We start from the raw sequence: 18,958 nt of genomic DNA, 5'->3' as shown, positions 1-18,958 counted from the left end.
CAACACTGCATTCATGACCGGTCGGTGACAAGGTGGCATACAAGCTGCTTACACCGTCAATTCATGCAGTAGACGCGACCGCCAAAATTGGTGCATTGGTACACAGGATCTGGTTGAAACAAGAACACACAATGGCAGCCGCTCCGCCCGTGCACCAGGACGGAGCGTTCGGGTAAATCCGAAAGCGTCGTGAAGCCCGTTTCGGGTCATATTCCCCTCACCGTTTTTCATCAGGAGATCGAATGAACAAACCCCTCTTTGTTTTGGCGTGCATCGCCTTCGCGGCCAGCAGCGCTGTGGCGCAGGGCAACGACACCCTGGCCAAGATCAAGGCCAGCGGCAACATCAGCCTGGGGGTGCGCGACTCGTCGGCGCTCTCATACACGCTGGGCAATGGCAAATACGTGGGCTTCCATACCGAAATGGGCGAGCGCATCGTGGCCGACCTGTCCAAGGCGGCCGGCAAGGAGATCAAGATCACCTACACGCCGGTCACCTCGCAGAATCGGATTCCGCTGGTGCAGAACGGCACCGTCGACCTGGAATGCGGCTCCACCACCAACAACGCCACGCGTGCCAAGGATGTGTCCTTTGCCGTGACGACCTACGTCGAGGAAGTGCGCATCCTGACCAAGTCCAATTCGGGCATCAACGGCATCGACGACCTGAAGGGCAAAACGGTCGCCACCACCACCGGCACGACGTCGGTGCAGACGCTGCGCAAGAACAAGCGCGCCGAAGGCATCGAGTTCAAGGAAGTCATGGGCAAGGACCACGCCGACAGCTTCCTGCTGCTGGAGTCAGGCCGGGCCGATGCGTTCGTGATGGACGGCTCGATCCTGGCCGCCAACGCCTCCAAGTCGCGCAACGCGGCCGACTACAAGATGGTGGGGGACGTGCTGTCCGTCGAGCCCATCGCCTGCATGCTGCGCAAGGACGACCCGGCCTTCAAGAAAGCCGTGGACGACAGCATCAAGCGCCAGATCGCCGATGGTTCGCTGCTCAAGCTGTACGACAAGTGGTTCCTGCAGCCCATCCCGCCGACCAATTCGAAGATCGGCCTGCCGATGTCCGAGGCGACCAAGCAAGCCTGGGCCAGCCCCAACGACAAGCCGATGGAAGACTACGTCGGCAAGTGATCCCGCTCGGCTGACGTGAACAACGCCCGCCGATTCGCGCGGGCGTTTTTTTGTAGCGGAACCAGATTCAAAGACAACCAAGGAGTTCCCGATGGGAAATTGGGATTGGCAGGTGTTCCTGCAGGACCCGGGCGGCAAAGACCCGACCTACTGGCAATGGATGATGTCTGCCTGGGGCTGGACGATCTCGGTGGCGTTGTCGGCGCTGTTCGTCGCGCTGGTGATGGGCTCGCTGGTCGGCGTGCTGCGTACCTTGCCGAACAGCCCGTGGTGGGTGCGCTTCGGCAATGCCTGGGTGGAGCTGTTCCGCAACATCCCGCTGCTGGTGCAGATCTTCCTGTGGTACCACGTGCTGCCCTCGCTCTTCCTGTCGTTGCGCCAAGTGCCCTCCTTCGTGCTGGTGGTCCTGGCGCTGGGCTTCTTCACCTCGGCGCGCATCGCCGAACAACTGCGCGCCGGCATTCAGGCGCTGCCCCGCGGCCAGCGCTACGCGGGCATGGCGGTCGGCTTCACGACCTGGCAGTACTACCGCTACGTGATCTTGCCGATGGCCTATCGCATGATCCTGCCGCCGCTCACCAGCGAGTCCATGAACATCTTCAAGAACTCCTCGGTCGCGTTCGCCGTGTCCATCGCGGAGCTGACCCAGTTCGCCATGCAGGCCGGTGAAGAGACCGCCCGCCCCATCGAGATGTACCTGGGCGTGACCGTGCTCTACATCATCTCGGCCATGGCCATCAACCGCATCATGGCGTTCATCGAAAAGCGGTCCAGCGTGCCGGGCTTCGTCGCCGCTGGCGGAACCGGAGGCCACTGAGATGGATCTCGACTTTGGCTTCTACAACTGGGCCGTCATCACCGACTTCGTGCTGAAGGGCTTTTACTTCAGCGTGTTTTTGACGGTGGTCGCCACGCTTGGCGGCATCTTCTTCGGCACCATCCTGGCGCTCATGCGGCTGTCGGGCAAAAAATGGCTGGACACGCCTGCGGCGATCTACGTCAACGGCATGCGCAGCATTCCGCTGGTCATGGTGATTCTGTGGTTCTTCCTGCTGGTGCCGTTCATGATCGGGCGGCCGATCGGCGCGGAGATGTCGGCCATCATCACGTTCATCGCATTCGAGGCGGCCTACTTCTCCGAAATCATGCGCGCCGGCATCCAGTCGATCCCGCGTGGCCAGGTGTTTGCCGGCCAGGCCGTGGGCATGACCTACGGGCAGAACATGAAGCTCGTGATCCTGCCGCAGGCGTTTCGCAACATGCTGCCGGTGCTGCTGACGCAGACCATCATCCTGTTCCAGGACACCTCGCTGGTGTATGCCATCGGCGCCTACGACATGCTCAAGGGCTTCGAGACCGCCGGGAAGAATTTCGGCCGCCCGATCGAGTCCTACCTGCTCGCCGCCGTCGTCTATTTCGTGTTGTGCTATGCGCTGTCTTACCTCGTGAAGCGCCTGCACAAGAAGATTGCCATCATCCGCTGAACAAGCACCCGTCTGGAGAAATCAAATGGCTGAAAAAATGATCGAGATCAGCAACGTGTCCAAGTGGTACGGGCCGGTGCAGGTGCTCAACGACTGCAACGTGACCATCCACAAGGGCGATGTGGTGGTGGTGTGCGGGCCCTCGGGTTCGGGCAAGTCCACGCTCATCAAGACTGTCAACGCGCTCGAGCCGATTCAGAAGGGCACCATCGTCGTCAATGGCATCGGCGTGACCGATCCCAAGACGGATCTGCCCAAGTTGCGCTCCAAGGTCGGCATGGTGTTCCAGCACTTCGAGCTGTTCCCGCACCTGTCCGTCACCGAGAACCTGACCATTGCGCAGATCAAGGTGCTGGGCCGTGGCGCCGACGAAGCCAAGACCCGCGGCCTGAAGATGCTCGACCGCGTGGGCCTGATGGCGCACAAGGACAAGTTTCCCGGCCAGTTGTCGGGTGGCCAGCAGCAGCGCGTGGCGATTGCGCGCGCGTTGTCGATGGACCCGATCGTGATGCTGTTCGACGAGCCCACCTCGGCGCTCGACCCCGAGATGGTGGGCGAGGTGCTCGACGTGATGGTGGGTCTGGCCAAGGAAGGCATGACCATGATGGTCGTGACCCACGAAATGGGCTTTGCGCGCAAGGTGGCCAACCGCGTGATCTTCATCGACGTGGGTGGCCGCATTCTGGAAGACTGCTCCAAGGAAGACTTCTTCGGCAACCCCGATGCACGCCAGCCGCGCACCAAGGATTTCCTCAACAAGATCCTGCAGCACTGAGCGGCTGCAGTTCGCCAACGACAAGGGCCCCACGCGGGGCCCTTGTCGCTGGTGGCGGCGGCTGCCTGCTTAAGGCTTGCGCGCCGCGATGGCCTTCTCGGCCTTGTCCACCAGCGGGGTGCCGATCTGCGGCTTCCACTTGGCATACACCGGCCGCGTGGCCTGCACGAAGGCGTCGCGCTCGGCAGCGCTCAGCTGCGTCACCGTCACGCCCAGCGCCGCGATGTCTTTGAGCAGCGGCTTGTCGGCCTCCGTCAGCCCCTTGCGCGCGATGGCGATCTGCTCCTTGCCGGCGTCCAGCGCCGCCTGTCGCACGATCTCCTGGTCGGCCGGCGTCCACGAGGCCCAGATCTCCTTGTTGACCACGAACACCAGCGGGTCGGCCACGTAGCCCCACATCGTCACGTTCTTCTGGCCCACGTTCTGCAGCTTGGCGGCGGTGAAGATGGACATGGGGTTCTCCTGCCCGTCCACAGCGCCGCTGGCAAAGGCCGGCTGCGCGTCGGCCCAGCTCATCTGCGTGGGGTTGGCGCCCAGCGCGGTGAAGGTGTCCACGAACAGCGGCGAGCCGACGACGCGGATCTTCAGGCCCTTCAGGTCGGCCGGCGACTTGATCGGCCGCTTGGAGTTGGTGATCTCGCGGTAGCCGTTCTCGCCCCAGGCCAGCGGCACCACGCCAGCCCTGTCCAGCCGCGCGAAGATGTCCTTGCCGACCTCGCCCTGCGTCAGCGCGTCGATGGCGGCGTAGTCGGGCATCAGGAACGGCAGCGAGAATAAATTCAGCTCCTTGACCTGCGGCGACCAGTTGATGGTCGAACCGATCGCCATGTCGATCACGCCCTGACGCAGCGCGCTGAACTCGCGCGTCTGGTCGCCCTGGATCAGCGAGACACCGGGGTACAGCTTGATGTTGATGCGGCCCTGGGTGCGGTCGCGGACCATGTTGGCCCAGATCTCGCCGCCCTTGCCCCAAGGGAAGGCGGTGCCGACGACGAGCGACATCTTGTACTCGGACTTGTAGTTGCCCTGGGCCTGGGCGACGCCAGGCAAAGTGGCCAGGGTGGCGCAGGCAGCGGCCACGGCAAGCAGGGTGCGGCGAACATTCATGAGCAGTCTCCTAGTGTTGCGGGGAAAAACATCAATAACCGAGCCGGGCCGGCAGCCACAGCGCCAGCGGTGGCCAGGCGATCACGGCCACCATGACCAGAAACATCGCCACCAGCATCCAGCCGACCCAGCGCACGGTCTCCTCCATGCGCACGCCGGCGATACGGCACGACACCATCAGGTTGACCGCCAGCGGCGGCGTGAACTGGCCCAGCGCTACCTTCAGCGTCAGGATCACGCCGAACCACACCGGGTCCCACTGGTAGTGCTGCACGATGGGCATCAGGAGCGGCACGAAGATCAGGAAGATCGACACGCCATCGAGGAACATGCCGACCGTGACCAGCAGCGCGATCAGCAGCGCCAGCACGCCGTATTCGCCCAGGCCCGATTCGACGATCGCCCGCGTGACCGGATCGATCACGCCGAGCGTGGACAGCGAATAGGCAAAGATGCCGGCCAGCGACACCACCAGCAAGATCACGGCCGACAGCTCGCCCGACTCACGCAGGATCGGGAACAGATCGCGCAGCCCGATCGTGCGGTGGATCACCATGCCCACGAACAGGCCGTAGAACACCGCCACCACGGCCGCCTCCGTCGGTGTGAACCAGCCGGCGCGCATGCCGCCCAGGATCAGCACCGGCGCCGCCAGGCCCCACAGCGCTTCGCGCAGACTGCGCCACAAGGGCGGGCGCGGCAGGCTCGATTCCAGCGCGCCCATGCCATGCTTGCGCGCCATCCATACCGCCGGCACGATCAGCGCCAGGCCGGCCAGCACGCCGGGCACCATGCCGGCCGCGAACAGCGCCGGCACCGAGGCCCCCGGCACCATCACCGAATAGACGATGAAGGCGATCGACGGCGGGATCAGGATGTCGGTGGCCGCAGCGGCGCCGACCACGCTGGCCGAGAACGCGGGCGGATAGCCGGCACGCGACATCGCCGCGATCATCACCGCGCCCACCGCGGCCGCATTGGCCGGCCCGGATCCCGAGATGCCGCCCAGGAACATGGCCACCACGATCGCCACCAACGGCAGCATGCCGGGCCCGCGCCCGACGATGGCGACCGCCAGGTTCACGAGCCGCAGCGCCACGCCAGAGCGGTCGAAGATCGAGCCGACCAGCACGAACATCGGGATTGCCAGCAGCGGATATTTGCCGAGCCCGGCGTAGAAGTTCTGCGGCACGGCCAGCAGGCCGAACCACTGGGCATCGGCATTGGCCAGCGCGATGCAGGCTGCGCCGGCCAGGCCCAGCGCGGCGCCGATCGGCACGCCCGCCAGCATCATCAGCACAAAGCCCGTGAACAGCAGCGTGGGGATCATGCCGCCGGGGCCCGCGTGCGCCGGATGAACAGCCCGACGGCACGCAGGCCGATGCCGGTGCAGACGATCGGCAGCCAGATGGAGTACCACCACTGCGGCACGCCGATGCCGGGCGAAGTCTCCTCATAGCGCCAGTCGTCCCAGACCACACGCAGCGACAGCCCTGCGATCAGGAAGAACAGCAGCGCCACCAGCAGCGCGCCGAACTGCGCCAGGCGACGGCGCCGCGCCAAGGAACCGGCGCTGCTGAAGTACTCGATGCGGATGTGCCGGTCGCGCGCCACGGCGGCCGAGCCGGCGACCATGGCCAGCAGAATCATCAGGAAGACGGAGAACTCTTCCGTCCACGCGAAGGAGTGGTCGGTGAAGTAGCGCACCAGCACGTTGGCGAACGTGATCAACGCCAGCGCGGCCATGATCAACACGGTCAGCCAGTCCTCGATCTTCAGCGGGACGCGGGTGGGCTCGTCGTGGGCAGGTGTGTCTTGCGGCGTCCCTGCTTCGTTCAATGGGGGCATGGACATGCGATGGTGAAAAAAAGAACGCTGCCAGACCCCAGGGGACCAGGCAGCATCAGCCGGCGCATGATAGGGCGCGCCCGGTGCCGGCCGGATGGGGGGTTTCCTTAGGGCAGCGCCGCTACCATGCGGCCATGCCTTTGCCCACCTCCGACCGCCTGCACCCCCAACTGTTGACGGCCGAGGGCTTCGCACGGTTCGGCACGGTGATCGAAGTGCCGGATGCCGCCGGCCGGCCCATCAACGGCGGCACGTCGCAGCGTTTCGACCTGCTGGGCGACCTGCAGCTGCAGCAAGCTGGCGGCCGGCCGATGCTGGCGCTGTTCCGCGCCCAGGCGCGGGCGTTTCCTCACACCGTTACCGAGATGGAGCGCCATGCGCTGGGCAGCCAGAGCTTCGTGCCGCTGGGCCGGCGCCGCTTCGTGATCGTGGTGGCGCCAGCCGGTGGGGAGCCGCAGCCCTCGGCGCTGGCCGCGTTCATCAGCAACGGTGAGCAGGGCGTCGTGCTCGCGCCCGGTACCTGGCACCACGCGCTGCTGGCCGTGGACGCGGGCGACTTCGTGGTGATCGAGCGCGTGGCCGACCAGGTCGATTGCGACGTCTGCGACCTGGCCGCCGCAGTGTCGGTGGTGCTCGACTGAGCGGGCGCCCGGCCAACCACCGACAGGCGGGGCCGGCCAGGCGAGCGGCGCGCCTACAGCCGCTCGGCCAGCGCGATCAGCGAGCGGTCCGAGCCCGCCGGGCCCAGCAGCGACAAACCCAACGGCGCGCCGTTGCGCCTGGCCAGCGGCAGCGAGATCTGCGGAAAGCCCGACAGCCCTGCGCTGCACAGCATCGTTGTCGCGCGGTTGCGATAGACCTCCAGGCCGGCCTCGCCCTCGCTGCGCAACGGTGCGATGTCGGGCATGGTGGGCATGACCAGCACGCCATCGCTGCCCAGCAACTCGGCCAGGTGGGCACGAAAGCGCGCACGGAAGGCACGCCCTTGCGCAATCTGCGCATCGGTCACGTCGCGCGACCAGGCGAATCGCTCGGCCACGCCCGGGCCCAGCGGCGGGGCAAAGCGCTCGATCAGCGGGCCATCGGTCAGCCAGGCTTCGCGGCCCTGCACGTAGCGGAAGTTCCAGTACATCGCATCCCACGATTCGAGCGCGATCTGCGTCGGCTTGGCGGCACCGGTCAGCGCCTCGACGCGGGCCAGCGCCTCGGCCAGCGCATCGGTCACGGGCGACTCGACCATCGCCCAGATGTCGGTGGGCTTGAGCAGGCGCACGCGGGCCGGCAGCGGCGCGGGGTCGGCGCCCAGCAGCACGTCGGCCACGCGCGCGAAGGTTTGCACGTCGCGCGCGAACCAGCCGCAGGTGTCCAGGCTGGGCGCCAGATCGAGCACGCCCTGCAGCGAGATGCGGCCGTGCGTGGGGCGGATGCCGTAGAGCGCGCAGTGATTGGCCGGCGCGCGCACCGAGCCACCGGTATCGCTGCCCAGCGCGAAGTCGCACAGCCCCGACGACACGGCTGAGGCGGAGCCCGACGACGAGCCGCCCGTGATGCGATCCGGCGCGGCGCCGTTGATCGGCGCACCGAAATGCGCGTTGTTGCCATTCATCGAGAACGCCAGCTCGTCGGTCACGGTTTTTCCGACGAAGCGCGCACCGGCGTCCAGCAGCTGCTGCACGACCGGCGCGGTGGTGGTCTTGATGCCCGACATGGCCAGCACGATGGGGCTGCCGCCGCCCGTCGGATAGCCGGCCACGTCGAACAAGTCCTTCGCTGCAAAGCGCAGGTCGGCCAATGGGCCGGTGGGCGCCGAGGCGACCGGCACGTCCGGGTAGGGAACGAAGGCGTGGGCGGTGTCGTGCAGGGGCATGGTTTGTCTCCGGTGTGTTCAAGCGACGGCGATGGGGGCGATGGGGGCGATGGGCGCGCTCGCGGCGAGCCGGGCGGCCACGGCGTCGGTGCGCAGGCAGCGCGCCAGATGGCCGGGGGCGAGCAACACGGGTGGCGGCTGCGTGGCGCGGCAGGCGTCCTCAGTCAGCGTGCAGCGGTCGGCAAACGCGCAGCCTGGCGGCAGGGCCGATAGATCGGGCGGCGCGCCGCCGATCGTCTCCAGCCGCGCACCGGGCGTCAGCGCGCCGTGCGCGCGGCTTTTCAGCAGCGCAACCGTGTAGGGGTGGCGCGGTGTGCGGATCAGCTCGCGCGCCGTGCCCTGCTCGACGATGCGGCCGGCATACATCACGGCGATGCGGTCAGCCACCTCGACGGCCGCGCCGATGTCGTGCGTGACGAACAGCACCGACAGATTGAGGTCGCGCTGCAATTCGCGCAGCAGCAGCAGGATCTGGATCTGCACCGTCGCGTCCAGCGCCGTCGTGGGCTCGTCGGCCAGCAACACCTGCGGCCGGCAGGCCAGTGCCAGCGCGATCATGGCGCGCTGGCGCATGCCGCCCGACATCTCGTGCGGGTAGGCCTGCAAGCGGCGCTCGGGGCTGGGGATGCGCACGCGCTCGAACAGCTCCAGCGCGCGCTTGTGTGCATCTGCCGCGCTGACGTTCTCGTGCCGGCGGATCGACTCGACGATCTGCGCGCCGACGGAGTAGACCGGGTCCAGCGCCAGCAGCGGCTCCTGAAAAATCATGGACACCAGCTTGCCCCGGTAGTCGAACAGCTCGCGGCCCGACAAGGCCAGCACGTCGCGGCCAGCCACGCGCACTTCGCCGGTGATCTGCGTGCGACGCTCCGGGTGCAGCCGCAGCAGCGTGCGCAGGGTCACGCTCTTGCCCGAGCCGGATTCGCCGATCAGCGCGACGACCTCGCCCTGGCGCAGGTCCAGGCTCACGCCGTTGACCGCGTGCACGGGCTTGCGGCCGCCGGTGAAGGTGACGTTCAGGTCGCGCAGGCGGACCAGCGGTTCGTCGGAACTGGAGGGCATGTTCATGCTGGCACCGCCTGGGGATGGCCGCTGCCCGGCTCGTGGATCAGGCAGGCAACCGACTGCTCGTCACGCGCGACACGGCGCGGCGTCTTCTGCGCACACACCGGCGCGGCCATGGCGCAGCGCGGATGGAAGCGGCAGCCGCTCGGCGGGTCGATGGGGTTCGGCGGGTCGCCGGCCAGTGGCGCCTCTTCGGTGCGGTGGTCCGGGTCCATCGACGGCATGGACGACAGCAGAGCGCGCGTGTAGGGGTGGGCCGGGTCGTCGAACAGCGCCTCGGACGGGCCGACCTCGGCCACCTTGCCCAGGTACATCACCATCACGCGGTCGCTCATGAAGCGCACCACGTTCAGGTCGTGGCTGATGAAGACATAGGTCAGACCGAACTCGGCCTTCAGGTCCAGCAGCAGGTTCAGCACCTGGGCCTCGACCGATTTGTCCAGCGCCGAGACGGCTTCGTCCAGGATCACCACGCGCGGCTGCAGCGCCAGTGCGCGGGCGATGTTCACGCGCTGGCGTTGGCCGCCCGACAGCTCGTGCGGATAGCGCTCGGCAAAGCGGTTCGGCTCCAGCCCCACGCGGGCCAGCAGGTCGCGTGCACGGGCGATGGACTCGCGCGTCGACACGCCATGCACCTGCGGGCCGAAGGCGACCGAATCTTCGATCGTCAACCGCGGGTTCAGCGAGGCATAGCTGTCCTGGAACACCATCTGCACCTGTCGGCGGAATTCGCGCAGGGGCAGCTCGCGCCCGCCGACTGCGCGCCCGTCGAACACCACCTCGCCAGCGCTCGGCGCGATCAGCTGCATCAGCAACCGGGCCGTGGTCGACTTGCCGCAACCCGACTCGCCCACCACCCCCAGCGTCTCGCCCTTCATGACCTCGAAGTCCACGCCGTCGACCGCGCGCACCACCTTGCCACCGCCAGGCAGCACCTTGCCCTTCAGCGCGAAATGCTTGACCAGGCCGCGCACCGTCAACAGCGGCTGGGCCGGGCCGCCGATATCCGAGTGCGCTTCCATGTGGGCGGCTGGCGCCAACAGTTCTGTGGTCATGTCAGTGCCGCCCGGCCGCCCGAAGGCATTGACGGCCTTGCAGGCCGCGCCGGGGCTTGCGCCCCAGCCCATCGCCAGGCACAAAAGGTCCACTGGACCTTTCGTGTCCGGGCTCGGCCCCCTCGGGGGGCAGCGGACCGCGCGAAGCGGGGAAGCGTGGGGGTCGTTTCATGTCAGCCCTTGTTGTCCATGGCGGCGCGCAGGCCGTCAGACAGCAGATTGAACGAGATCGAGGTGATGAAGATCATCACGCCGGGCAACGCAGCGATCCAGGGCTGCACGTAGATGGCGGTGCGCAGCGTGTTCAGCATCAGCCCCCATTCGGGCTCGGGCGGCTTCACGCCCAGGCCCAGGAACGACAGGCCCGAGGCCAGGATCATGGACACCGCAATCAGGCTGGTCGCGTACACGAAGATCGGCCCCAGCACATTGCCCAGCACGTGCACGCGCACGATGGTGAAGGCGTTGGCGCCCGATGCGCGCGCCGCTTCCACATAGTCGCGCCCGCGCACCTGGGTCGTCACGGCCTCGGCCACGCGCGCGATCTGCGGGATGAACACGATGGTCAGCGAGATCAGCGAGTTCAAGATGCCGGCGCCGAGCGCGCCCGACAGCGCGATGGCCAGCAGCACCGAGGGGAAGGCGTAAAAGACATCGATGGTGCGCATGATCACGGTGTTGACCGGCCCGCCCGCATAGCCCGCGAGGATGCCGATGGCCGTGCCGATCACGAACGCCACCAGCACCGGCGTGATGCCGATGAACAGCGACAGCCGCGCACCCACGATCAGGCGCGAGAGCATGTCGCGGCCCAGCTCGTCGCTGCCCAGCGGAAAGCCCTCGGTGCCCATGGGCTTCAGGCGCTTCATCATCGACGCCTGGTAGGGGTCGGCAGGTGCCAGCCAGGGGCCGAAGATGCCGATCAGGATCAGCAACAGCACGACGATGGCCGCGCCGACGGCGACCGGGTCGCGCGTGAAGCGCAGCCAGACCGAGGCCCAATAGCCGCGCGAGCGCTGCGCGGGCAGCGGTTCGATGGCGGGAGAAGTGGCGAGGACGGCAGACATGGGCAAGCTCCTCAAGAACGCGCAATGCGCGGGTCCAGCAGCGTTTGCAACACGTCCACCAGCAGGTTGAGCACCACGAAGAACATCGCCAGCACCAGGATCGCGCCCTGCAGCAGCGGCAGGTCGCGCTGGAAGATGGCCGAGTTCAGCAGGAAGCCGGTGCCTGGCCACGAGAACACGGTCTCGATCAGGATCGAGCCGCCCAGCAGATAGCCCAGCTGCAGGCCCATGACGGCCAGCGCGGTGGGCGCGGCGTTCTTGACGATGTGGCAGAACACGCCGAAGTGCGTGAGCCCCTTGGCGCGCAGGCCGACGACGAACTCCTGCTCCAGGATGTCGGCCACCAGCGCACGCACGGTGCGCGCGATGATGCCCATCGGGATCACCGACATGGTGATGGCCGGCAGCACCAGGAACTGCAGCTGCTCCCAGTTCCAGTTCCAGTCGCCCGACCCGGTGGGCCCGGCGCCGGTGGCCGGCAGCCAGCCCAGCTGCGACGAGAACACGATCACCATGACCATGCCCAGCCAGTAGTGCGGCACCGACACGCCCAGCACCGAGAACATCGAGGCCACGCGGTCCAGCCAGGTGCCGCGAAAGTAGCCGGCCACGAAGCCGAACAGGCAGCCGAACACGAAGCCGATGGCGGTGGCGACGACGGCCAGCCGCAAGGTGTTGCCGACCGCCTTCAGCACCTCGGGCGCGACCGGGCGGCTGGTGGCGATCGAGGTGCCCAGGTCGCCGTGCAGCGCGCGCCAGACCCAGCTGACGAACTGCTCGGGCAGGCTGCGGTTGAAACCGTACAGCTCGCGCAGTTGCGCCTGCAGGTCGGCCGAGGCGTCAGGCGGCAGGATGGAGACGAGTGGGTCGCCCGGTGCAAGGTGCACCAGCGCGAAACAGACCAGGGCCACGCCCAGCATGATGGGCAGGGCGTAGAGGATGCGGCGCAACAGGTAGGCAAGCATGGGCGTGTCTGGCGTTGAAGCTGGCGGGTTGCGAGGTTGGCGGCTTGCGGTTCGGCACGTCCTGCCTGGCGAGCGCATCGAAGCCCCTTCGGGAGCACCCGCGGCACCGGTTTTGCCGGGCCGCTGGGTGCACCCCCTGGAGGGGGAATTCGGCTACACGCAGTGAGCAAGAAACGGGGATGGTCGCAAGTTCTAGTCCATCGTCATCGGCGCGATGTCGATGAACCAGCTGCGCGGCTGCACCACGCCCTTCACCTTGGCCGACATGGCGCGCGGGCCCACGTCGTGCGCGATCCACACGAAGGCTGCGTCATCGACCAGGTGCGCGTGCAGCTTGGCGAGCGCGGCATCGCGGCCCTTGTCTTCGAACGTGGTGCGCGCGTCGGCGATCAGCTTGTCGACCTCGGCGTTGCCGTAGTAGCCCCAGTTGTTGGACACCGGCGGAAAGGTCTTGGTGCTGGAGAAGCGCACCATGGCGAAGAACGGGTCCATCGCCGCGAAGCTCACGTTGGTCGCGTTCGCGCCATTGGCCGACGGGTCCTTCACGCCCTTGCGCCAGTTGGTGAACAGCGTGTTCCACTCGATCACGTCGAACTGCACGTCGAAGAAGCAGGCCTTGAGCGACTGCTGCACGAACTCGTTCATCGGCAGCGGCTGCATCTGGCCCGAGCCCGAAGCGGAGATCTGCACCTTCACCTTCAGCGGCTTGGCGGCCGAGTGGCCAGCCTGCGTCATGAGCGCCTGCGCGGCCTTCACGTCGTACTTGATCTCGAACGTGGGGTTGCCCCACCACGGGTGGCCGGGGGGCACCGTGCCCCGGGGCTCGGCCATCATGCCGCCCAGCATCTGCTTCAGGCCACCCCGATCCACGCACAGGTTGGCGGCCTGGCGCACGCGCTTGTCCAGCCAGGGTGAGCCTTCGGCAAACGACAGCTGCCACGGCCACACGTGGGGCTGGGCGTTCGAATAGATCTTGTAGCCGCGCTGCGTGATCTGCGGCATGGCGTCGGGCGAGGGGGCCTCGATCCAGTCGACCTGGCCGCCCAGCAGCGCGGCCGTGCGGGCATTCGCCTCGGGCATGGGCAGCAGCACGACCTTGTCGATCTTGGGCGTGCGCTTGGGGTCCCAGTAGGCCTTGTTGGCGGCCAGCTCCAGCCGCTCACGCGCGACGAAGCGCGTCATCTTGAACGGGCCCGAGCCCGAGGCGTCGGCCGCGAACGCCGTCCACGCCTGCTTGGCGCGCTCGGCGGCGTCCGTCACGCTGGCGGGCACAGCCTTGAGTTTGGCCTCCCAGTGCGCAGGCGAGGCCATGAACAGGTTGGTCAGGTTCAGCGGCAGAAACGAATCGGGCTCGCTGGTGGTCAGCTCCACCGTCATGTCGTCGACCTTGCGGGCTGAGACCAGCGTGGGCATGCGCGATGCCGTCACGCCGACCTGGCTGGCGTCGAAATGCGGGGCGGCCTTGTCCAGCACCTTGCGCACGTTCCACACCACGGCGTCGGCGGTGAAGGCCGAGCCGTCATGGAACTTCACGCCCGGGCGCAGTTTAAACACCCACTTGGTCTTGTCCTTCGCGTCTACCGCCCAGCTGGTGGCCAGGCCAGGAATCAGCACGCTGGCGGCATCGGCCTTGGACAAGTCCCAGTGCGTCAGCGCGTCATACATCGGGATGCCCGTGAAGCGGTTGCCCTCGAAGCCCTGGTCGGGCTGGCCCAGCGTGCGCGGGATGTCGGCGGCGGTCATCGCGATGCGCAGTGTCTTCTCTTGGGCATGGGCGCCACCGGCGAACGCCAGGGCGCACAAGGCGGCGCTCGCGGCCAGCGACTTCAGGGCGAAGGATGGTGAGACATGGTTCACGGGGAATCTCCTGTGGGGCAGCGGGTGGAACAAGGTGGTCGCCTGGGTGGGTTAGCAAGCGGTATGCCAGCCGCCCACTTGCCTATCGATAAACGATTTTGTGAACTTGTATTTGGCGTTCTCCAATATTGAAATTAAAGTTGCGGGTATTGAAGCGGCGGAATATCGGTCCGTTTATTGCTTGGTGCCGCCGAATTGCCAATCCACGCTTTCCCGCATCCCGTTGATGCACCCTCTGCCTGATTCCGGAGCCGACGCCATGGACCTGTCCACCCCCACCGCCCCCTCCTCCACGCGCACCCAGCTGCGCGTGGACGGTGACCGCCTCTGGCAGTCGCTGATGGAGCTGGCCCGCATTGGCGCCACGCCCAAGGGCGGCGTGCGCCGCATCGCGCTGACCGATGAAGACAAACGGGGCCGCGACCAGTTCGCCGCCTGGTGCGTCGAGGCCGGGCTCACGCTGCGCGTCGATGCGGTCGGCAACATGTTCGCGCGCCGTGCCGGCAGCGACCCGGATGCGCCGGCCGTGGCCACCGGCAGCCACATCGACACGCAGCCTTCGGGCGGCAAGTTCGATGGCAACTTCGGTGTGCTGGCCGGGCTGGAAGTCATGCGCACCTTGAACGACCACGGCGTCACCACGCGCGCGCCGCTGGAGGTCGTGGTCTGGACCAACGAGGAAGGCACGCGCTTCACGCCGGTGATGATGGGTTCCGGTGCATTCGCGGGCGTGTTTGCGCCCGATTTCGTGCACGCGCAAGTCGATGGTGCAGGCGTGTCTGTGGGTGATGAGTTGCGCCGCATCGGCTACCTGGGCGCGCAGCCCTGCGGCGAGGTGCCGGGCGGGCGTTATGCCGCGTATTTCGAAGCCCACATCGAGCAAGGCCCGGTGCTGGAGGACGCCGGCCTGCCGATCGGCGTCGTCAGCGGTGCCCTTGGCCAGCGCTGGTTCGACGTGACGGTGACCGGCATGGACGCGCACGCCGGGCCCACGCCCATGCCCTTGCGCAAGGATGCCCTGCTGGGCGCGGCACGCATGGTCGAGGCGGTGAACCGCATTGCGCTGGACGAGGCCCCGCACGGCCGAGGCACCGTGGGCCAGATGCAGGTGGTGCCCAACTCACGCAACGTGATTCCGGGCAAGGTGGTGTTCACCGTGGACCTGCGCAACCTGACCGGCGACGGGCTGGACCGCATGGAGGCCGCGCTGCGCTCCTCGTTCGCACAGATCGCGCAGAAGACCCAGGTGGCGGTGGAATTGCGCCAGGTGGTGCAGTTCCCCGCCTGCCATTTCGATGCGGACTGCGTGGCCAGCGTGCGCAGCGCGGCCGTGCAGTTGGGCCTGCCGCACATGGACGTGGTCAGCGGCGCCGGCCACGACGCCGTCTACGTGGCCGAGGTGGCCCCCACCGGCATGATCTTCGTGCCGTGCAAGGACGGCATCAGCCACAACGAGATCGAAGACGCACTGCCCGAGCACATCGAGGCCGGGGCCAACGTGCTGCTGCTGGCGATGCTGGAGCGGGCTGGCTGAGGGCTATCCCATTTTTGGGTGCTGGCCATCGGCTTGCCGCTGCGCCTGTTCAATCATGGCTCGCTCGCGCTCGATCTCGCGGCGCAGTTCGTCCTCTGACGGCAGTACCAGCATGTACTTCGAGGCGAATAGCTGCTGGCTCTCATGCAGCACCGAGTAGCGCGCTACCACCTCGTCTCGCTCGGCGCACAAGATTGGCCCGACGGTCGGTCCGTCGGTCTCGCTGCGGCGCAAGTCATCTGCCGGGCAACAAAAGCAAAGCCTTTGCCCAGTTCCAGAAGGAAGGGTTGCAGCTTGTCGATCAGCGCGGCCTCCAGCTCGGACTCGTGCAGGCGAGGCGACTCGGGCAGATCCAGGAAGTCCAGCACGTAGGGGTGCTTGATGACGTCCACAGGGCGCTCCACGCGCTCCCCCTGCATCGCCAGTGCCATGACGCCGACCTTGTCGCGGCTCTTGACTAGGCGCAGGAACAGGTGGCTGTGCATCTGACGTTCGAGCTCAGTGTGGCTCCAACCGCTGCGTTCGGCTTCAATCTCATAGAACAGCCGTTCAGCTGGTTGCTCAACGCGGCACAGTGTGCGGTAGTGCGTCCAACTCAGGCGAGACGAAAACCCTTTCAAGGTTTCGTGTCCCATAAGTGCAAGCGCCAAATCGTCGCGTATCGGTGCGTCGTGCGGCGCTGACGGCGCGGTCGTAAATTCGTCACGGACCACGTGACGAATCTCGGGGCCGCGCTGTGCATAGATCTGGAAAAACAGCCGACAGTACTTCAGATTGGTGGTCGAAAAGCCGCGTCCATAGCGCTGGCTCAGGAAGGCCGACAGGGTCTCGACCAACTGGGCGCCATAGCCGGCGCGTTGTTCGCCGCCTTGCAGTGCGTTGACGATCTCCCGCCCAATCAACCAGTAGGCGATCACCATGTTGCTGTTGACGGCGTACACCGCATTGGCCCGCGCCCGATCAAGGATGCCGACCACCCGGTCCCAGTATGTCTATAGCGCTCGCCACTCACCCCAGCGGCAGCCGCACCACCACGCGCGTGCCGTGCGGCAGCACCCCCTCCAGCGCCACGCTGCCGCCGTGCCGCTGCACGATCTCCTGCACGATGGCCAGGCCCAGGCCGCAGCCGTCGCCGGCCTCGGTGGCGCGCACGAAGCGCTCGAACACGCGCACGCGGTCTTGCGGCGCGATGCCGGGGCCGTTGTCCGCCACGTCGAGCCGGGCGTGCGTGCCGTCGCGCTCCACGCGCAACGTGACCTCGGCGCCACGGCCGGCGTATCGGATCGCGTTGTCGATCAGGTTCAGCAGCGCCTCGCGCAGCAGCAGCGCATTGGCGCGCACCGTCACCGGGTGCACGGTCTCGATGTCGTCCAGGCCCAGGTCCACACCGGCGCGCAGCGCACGCGGCACCTGGTCGGCCACCAGCTCCTGCGCGAAGCGGCGCAGGTCGATGCTGGTGCGGTCCTGCGCGATGGCCGATTCGGGCTCGGCGCGGGCCAGCGTCAGCAACTGGTTGACCAGGTGCGCGCTGCGCGTGGCGCTGGCGTGCACCCGCTCCAGCCGGGCTTGCATCTCAGGGTCGCGGTTGCTTTGCAGCGCCAGCTCCGTCTGGCCTTTGAGGCCGGCGAGCGGCGTGCGCAACTGGTGCGCTGCATCGGCGATGAAGCGCTTTTGCGATTCGACGTTCGAGCGCACGGCGGCCAGCAGATGGTTCAGCGCCAGGGCCAACGAATGCAGTTCGCGGGGCGCTTCTTCCAGCCGGATGGGCGCCAGGTCGTTCGGCGCCCGGCCCTCCACCTCGCGGCGCAACCGGCCGAGCGGCGCCAGCCCGGCGCTGATGCCGGCCCACACGATCATGGTCATCAGCGCCACCAGGCCCGACAACGGCAGCAGCGTGTCGAACAGGATGCTGCGCGCCAGCTGCTCACGGTTGGTGCTGCTGCGCGCCACCTGCACCATCATGGTTTGCGGTGGCGAGCCGGGCTCGCCGTAGTTCAGGGCGAGCGCGGCCACGCGCACGCGCTGCAGCTTGGCATCCGGCAGTTCAGACAGCTGCATCTCACCGTCATAGAACACCGGCGTGCGCAAGCTGGGGCGCAGCGCCGCCGGCGGTTGCGGCATCCGGTTGTTGCCCAGGATGAAGCGGCCCGGCGGCGTGCTGACCATGTAGACCAGCGGATCGTCCGGGTCGGCCTGCAGCACGTCCTGCGCCGCACGTGGAAAGTCGATCAGCAGGCCGTTGCCCAGCGGCTTGACCTGGCGCGCCAGGGCACGCGAGGCCAGCAACAAGCTGGCGTCGATCGCCTGGTTGGCGTACCCCGCTGCCAGCCGGTAGGTGGCCGCACCGCCGGCCAGCCACAGCACCAGCTGCGGCAGCACCAGCCACAGCAGCAATTGGCGCCGCAGGGAGCGCTGCGCGGTCACCGGGCCTCGGTCTCCAGCAGGTAGCCGATGCCGCGCACGGTGCGGATGGCCAGCGCCGAGCCTTCCAGCTTGCGGCGCAGGCGGTGGATGTAGACCTCGGTCGAATTGCCGCCGGCCGCCTCGCCGCCTTCGGTGCCCCAGGCCTGGGCGATTTGCTCCTTGCTGACCACGCGGCCCAGGTTGGACGCCAGCAGATCGAGCAGCGTCCATTCGCGCGGGCTCAAATCCAGCGCCTGACCTTCGATGCTGGCGCGCCGGGCCTCGCGTGCCAGCACCAGCCGGCCGACCTCCCACTCACCGCCGCCGGCCACCGGCTGGGCGCGCCGCAGCAGTGCGCGCAGCCGTGCCTCCAGTTCGGGAAAGTCGAAGGGCTTGGTCATGTAGTCGTCGGCACCGGCGTTGAGCACAGCGACGCGACTGTCCAGATCGTCCATGGCCGTCAACACCACCACGGGCAGCTGCGGCTTGGCTGCGCGCAGGTGCTTCAGCACGGTCAGCCCGTCCATCATGGGCAGGCCCAGGTCGAGGATGGCCAGGTCGAACGCCTGCTTGAGCAGCAGGTACTCGGCGACCGGCCCGTTGGCCGCGTGCTCGACTGTGAAGCCAGCCCCGCGCAGCTGCGCGGTCAGCGCATCGGCCAGCAGGGCATCGTCTTCAGCGAGCAAAAGGTGCATGTGCGGGAGCTTAACGCCTTGTTAAGCCTTCACAAGCCTCTTAAGAAATAGCCCGCTAGATGAACATAGCGTTAAGGGTTTAACCCAGTGTTCATAT

At 67.2% G+C, this 18,958-nt stretch carries 17 protein-coding genes and 1 pseudogene; 6 read left to right on the top strand and 12 right to left on the bottom strand.

Annotated elements, in window-relative coordinates; genetic code table 11:
* The first annotated feature begins 242 nt into the window (after positions 1 to 242).
* The 4 genes from AC099J_RS08140 to AC099J_RS08125 all read left to right on the top strand — a co-directional run bounded on the left by AC099J_RS08140 (position 243) and on the right by AC099J_RS08125 (position 3,398).
* The gene (locus AC099J_RS08140; protein WP_479614730.1) at positions 243 to 1,139 is read left to right on the top strand and encodes an amino acid ABC transporter substrate-binding protein; all 897 of its coding nucleotides are present in this window, start codon (positions 243 to 245) and stop codon (positions 1,137 to 1,139) included.
* A 91-nt stretch (positions 1,140 to 1,230) separates the two neighbouring features.
* Positions 1,231 to 1,956 (top strand): amino acid ABC transporter permease, encoded by a 726-nt coding sequence (locus tag AC099J_RS08135; protein ID WP_479614729.1) that lies wholly within the window; start codon positions 1,231 to 1,233, stop codon positions 1,954 to 1,956.
* A 1-nt stretch (position 1,957) separates the two neighbouring features.
* Entirely contained in the window at positions 1,958 to 2,623 is a 666-nt protein-coding gene (locus AC099J_RS08130; protein WP_479614728.1) for an amino acid ABC transporter permease, read from the top strand.
* A 37-nt stretch (positions 2,624 to 2,660) separates the two neighbouring features.
* Positions 2,661 to 3,398, top strand: coding sequence for an amino acid ABC transporter ATP-binding protein (locus tag AC099J_RS08125; protein WP_479614983.1), 738 nt, complete (start codon positions 2,661 to 2,663; stop codon positions 3,396 to 3,398).
* 69 nt (positions 3,399 to 3,467) lie between these two features.
* Here the strand turns inward: AC099J_RS08125 and AC099J_RS08120 are convergent, their stop codons facing one another.
* The 3 genes from AC099J_RS08120 to AC099J_RS08110 are packed head-to-tail and all read right to left on the bottom strand — an operon-like array spanning position 3,468 to position 6,359.
* Positions 3,468 to 4,505, bottom strand: coding sequence for a DctP family TRAP transporter solute-binding subunit (locus AC099J_RS08120; protein WP_479614727.1), 1,038 nt, complete (start codon positions 4,503 to 4,505; stop codon positions 3,468 to 3,470).
* Positions 4,506 to 4,536: 31 nt separating this feature from the next.
* Positions 4,537 to 5,835 (bottom strand): TRAP transporter large permease, encoded by a 1,299-nt coding sequence (locus AC099J_RS08115; RefSeq protein ID WP_479614726.1) that lies wholly within the window; start codon positions 5,833 to 5,835, stop codon positions 4,537 to 4,539.
* Positions 5,832 to 6,359 carry a TRAP transporter small permease gene (locus AC099J_RS08110; RefSeq protein WP_479614725.1) on the bottom strand — a complete coding sequence of 176 codons (528 nt, stop codon included), beginning with the start codon at positions 6,357 to 6,359 and terminating at the stop codon, positions 5,832 to 5,834. The genes AC099J_RS08115 and AC099J_RS08110 overlap by 4 nt, the downstream gene beginning before the upstream one ends.
* Before the next feature lie 128 nt (positions 6,360 to 6,487).
* On the opposite strand from AC099J_RS08110, the gene AC099J_RS08105 reads away from it, so the two are divergent.
* The gene (locus AC099J_RS08105; protein ID WP_479614724.1) at positions 6,488 to 6,994 is read left to right on the top strand and encodes an ureidoglycolate lyase; all 507 of its coding nucleotides are present in this window, start codon (positions 6,488 to 6,490) and stop codon (positions 6,992 to 6,994) included.
* Positions 6,995 to 7,047: 53 nt separating this feature from the next.
* Here the strand turns inward: AC099J_RS08105 and AC099J_RS08100 are convergent, their stop codons facing one another.
* From AC099J_RS08100 to AC099J_RS08075, 6 genes are all read right to left on the bottom strand, one after another.
* A complete protein-coding gene (locus AC099J_RS08100) occupies positions 7,048 to 8,220 on the bottom strand; it encodes an amidase (RefSeq protein WP_479614723.1) in 1,173 nt (390 codons plus the stop codon).
* A gap of 18 nt (positions 8,221 to 8,238) precedes the next feature.
* Positions 8,239 to 9,288 (bottom strand): ABC transporter ATP-binding protein, encoded by a 1,050-nt coding sequence (locus AC099J_RS08095; protein ID WP_479614722.1) that lies wholly within the window; start codon positions 9,286 to 9,288, stop codon positions 8,239 to 8,241.
* A complete protein-coding gene (locus tag AC099J_RS08090) occupies positions 9,285 to 10,307 on the bottom strand; it encodes an ABC transporter ATP-binding protein (RefSeq protein ID WP_479614982.1) in 1,023 nt (340 codons plus the stop codon). The genes AC099J_RS08095 and AC099J_RS08090 overlap by 4 nt, the downstream gene beginning before the upstream one ends.
* Before the next feature lie 206 nt (positions 10,308 to 10,513).
* Complete coding sequence (locus tag AC099J_RS08085; RefSeq protein ID WP_479614721.1) at positions 10,514 to 11,407, bottom strand: ABC transporter permease; 894 nt, start codon at positions 11,405 to 11,407, stop codon at positions 10,514 to 10,516.
* A gap of 11 nt (positions 11,408 to 11,418) precedes the next feature.
* Positions 11,419 to 12,372: an ABC transporter permease gene (locus AC099J_RS08080; protein WP_479614720.1), complete on the bottom strand. Its 954-nt coding sequence runs from the start codon at positions 12,370 to 12,372 to the stop codon at positions 11,419 to 11,421.
* Between the two features lie 192 nt (positions 12,373 to 12,564).
* Positions 12,565 to 14,115 carry an ABC transporter substrate-binding protein gene (locus tag AC099J_RS08075; RefSeq protein ID WP_479614981.1) on the bottom strand — a complete coding sequence of 517 codons (1,551 nt, stop codon included), beginning with the start codon at positions 14,113 to 14,115 and terminating at the stop codon, positions 12,565 to 12,567.
* A 373-nt stretch (positions 14,116 to 14,488) separates the two neighbouring features.
* Here AC099J_RS08075 and AC099J_RS08070 point away from each other — a divergent pair, with 373 nt between their 5' ends.
* Positions 14,489 to 15,763, top strand: a complete 1,275-nt coding sequence (locus AC099J_RS08070) for a Zn-dependent hydrolase (protein ID WP_479614719.1) — start codon at positions 14,489 to 14,491, stop codon at positions 15,761 to 15,763.
* A 3-nt stretch (positions 15,764 to 15,766) separates the two neighbouring features.
* On the opposite strand, the pseudogene AC099J_RS08065 reads toward AC099J_RS08070, so the two are convergent.
* The 3 genes and pseudogenes from AC099J_RS08065 to AC099J_RS08055 all read right to left on the bottom strand — a co-directional run bounded on the left by AC099J_RS08065 (position 15,767) and on the right by AC099J_RS08055 (position 18,861).
* Positions 15,767 to 16,740 (bottom strand): annotated as a pseudogene (locus AC099J_RS08065) (PDDEXK nuclease domain-containing protein).
* A gap of 31 nt (positions 16,741 to 16,771) precedes the next feature.
* Complete coding sequence (locus AC099J_RS08060; RefSeq protein WP_479614718.1) at positions 16,772 to 18,187, bottom strand: sensor histidine kinase; 1,416 nt, start codon at positions 18,185 to 18,187, stop codon at positions 16,772 to 16,774.
* Complete coding sequence (locus tag AC099J_RS08055) at positions 18,184 to 18,861, bottom strand: response regulator transcription factor (protein ID WP_479614717.1); 678 nt, start codon at positions 18,859 to 18,861, stop codon at positions 18,184 to 18,186. The genes AC099J_RS08060 and AC099J_RS08055 overlap by 4 nt, the downstream gene beginning before the upstream one ends.
* Positions 18,862 to 18,958: the final 97 nt, after the last annotated feature.

The organism is Rhodoferax sp. RT4P68 (assembly GCF_056521305.1).
The sequence above is the reverse complement of the archived record's forward strand: the minus strand, read 5'-3'. Positions and strand labels throughout refer to the sequence as shown.

Coding starts and splice junctions, on each gene's coding strand:
- AC099J_RS08140 (WP_479614730.1), top strand. CDS start 243: ATGAACAAACCCCTCTTTGTTTTGGCGTGCATCGCCTTCGCGGCCAGC.
- AC099J_RS08135 (WP_479614729.1), top strand. CDS start 1,231: ATGGGAAATTGGGATTGGCAGGTGTTCCTGCAGGACCCGGGCGGCAAA.
- AC099J_RS08130 (WP_479614728.1), top strand. CDS start 1,958: ATGGATCTCGACTTTGGCTTCTACAACTGGGCCGTCATCACCGACTTC.
- AC099J_RS08125 (WP_479614983.1), top strand. CDS start 2,661: ATGATCGAGATCAGCAACGTGTCCAAGTGGTACGGGCCGGTGCAGGTG.
- AC099J_RS08120 (WP_479614727.1), bottom strand. CDS start 4,505: ATGAATGTTCGCCGCACCCTGCTTGCCGTGGCCGCTGCCTGCGCCACC.
- AC099J_RS08115 (WP_479614726.1), bottom strand. CDS start 5,835: ATGATCCCCACGCTGCTGTTCACGGGCTTTGTGCTGATGATGCTGGCG.
- AC099J_RS08110 (WP_479614725.1), bottom strand. CDS start 6,359: ATGTCCATGCCCCCATTGAACGAAGCAGGGACGCCGCAAGACACACCT.
- AC099J_RS08105 (WP_479614724.1), top strand. CDS start 6,488: ATGCCTTTGCCCACCTCCGACCGCCTGCACCCCCAACTGTTGACGGCC.
- AC099J_RS08100 (WP_479614723.1), bottom strand. CDS start 8,220: ATGCCCCTGCACGACACCGCCCACGCCTTCGTTCCCTACCCGGACGTG.
- AC099J_RS08095 (WP_479614722.1), bottom strand. CDS start 9,288: ATGAACATGCCCTCCAGTTCCGACGAACCGCTGGTCCGCCTGCGCGAC.
- AC099J_RS08090 (WP_479614982.1), bottom strand. CDS start 10,307: ATGGAAGCGCACTCGGATATCGGCGGCCCGGCCCAGCCGCTGTTGACG.
- AC099J_RS08085 (WP_479614721.1), bottom strand. CDS start 11,407: ATGTCTGCCGTCCTCGCCACTTCTCCCGCCATCGAACCGCTGCCCGCG.
- AC099J_RS08080 (WP_479614720.1), bottom strand. CDS start 12,372: ATGCTTGCCTACCTGTTGCGCCGCATCCTCTACGCCCTGCCCATCATG.
- AC099J_RS08075 (WP_479614981.1), bottom strand. CDS start 14,115: ATGACCGCCGCCGACATCCCGCGCACGCTGGGCCAGCCCGACCAGGGC.
- AC099J_RS08070 (WP_479614719.1), top strand. CDS start 14,489: ATGGACCTGTCCACCCCCACCGCCCCCTCCTCCACGCGCACCCAGCTG.
- AC099J_RS08055 (WP_479614717.1), bottom strand. CDS start 18,861: ATGCACCTTTTGCTCGCTGAAGACGATGCCCTGCTGGCCGATGCGCTG.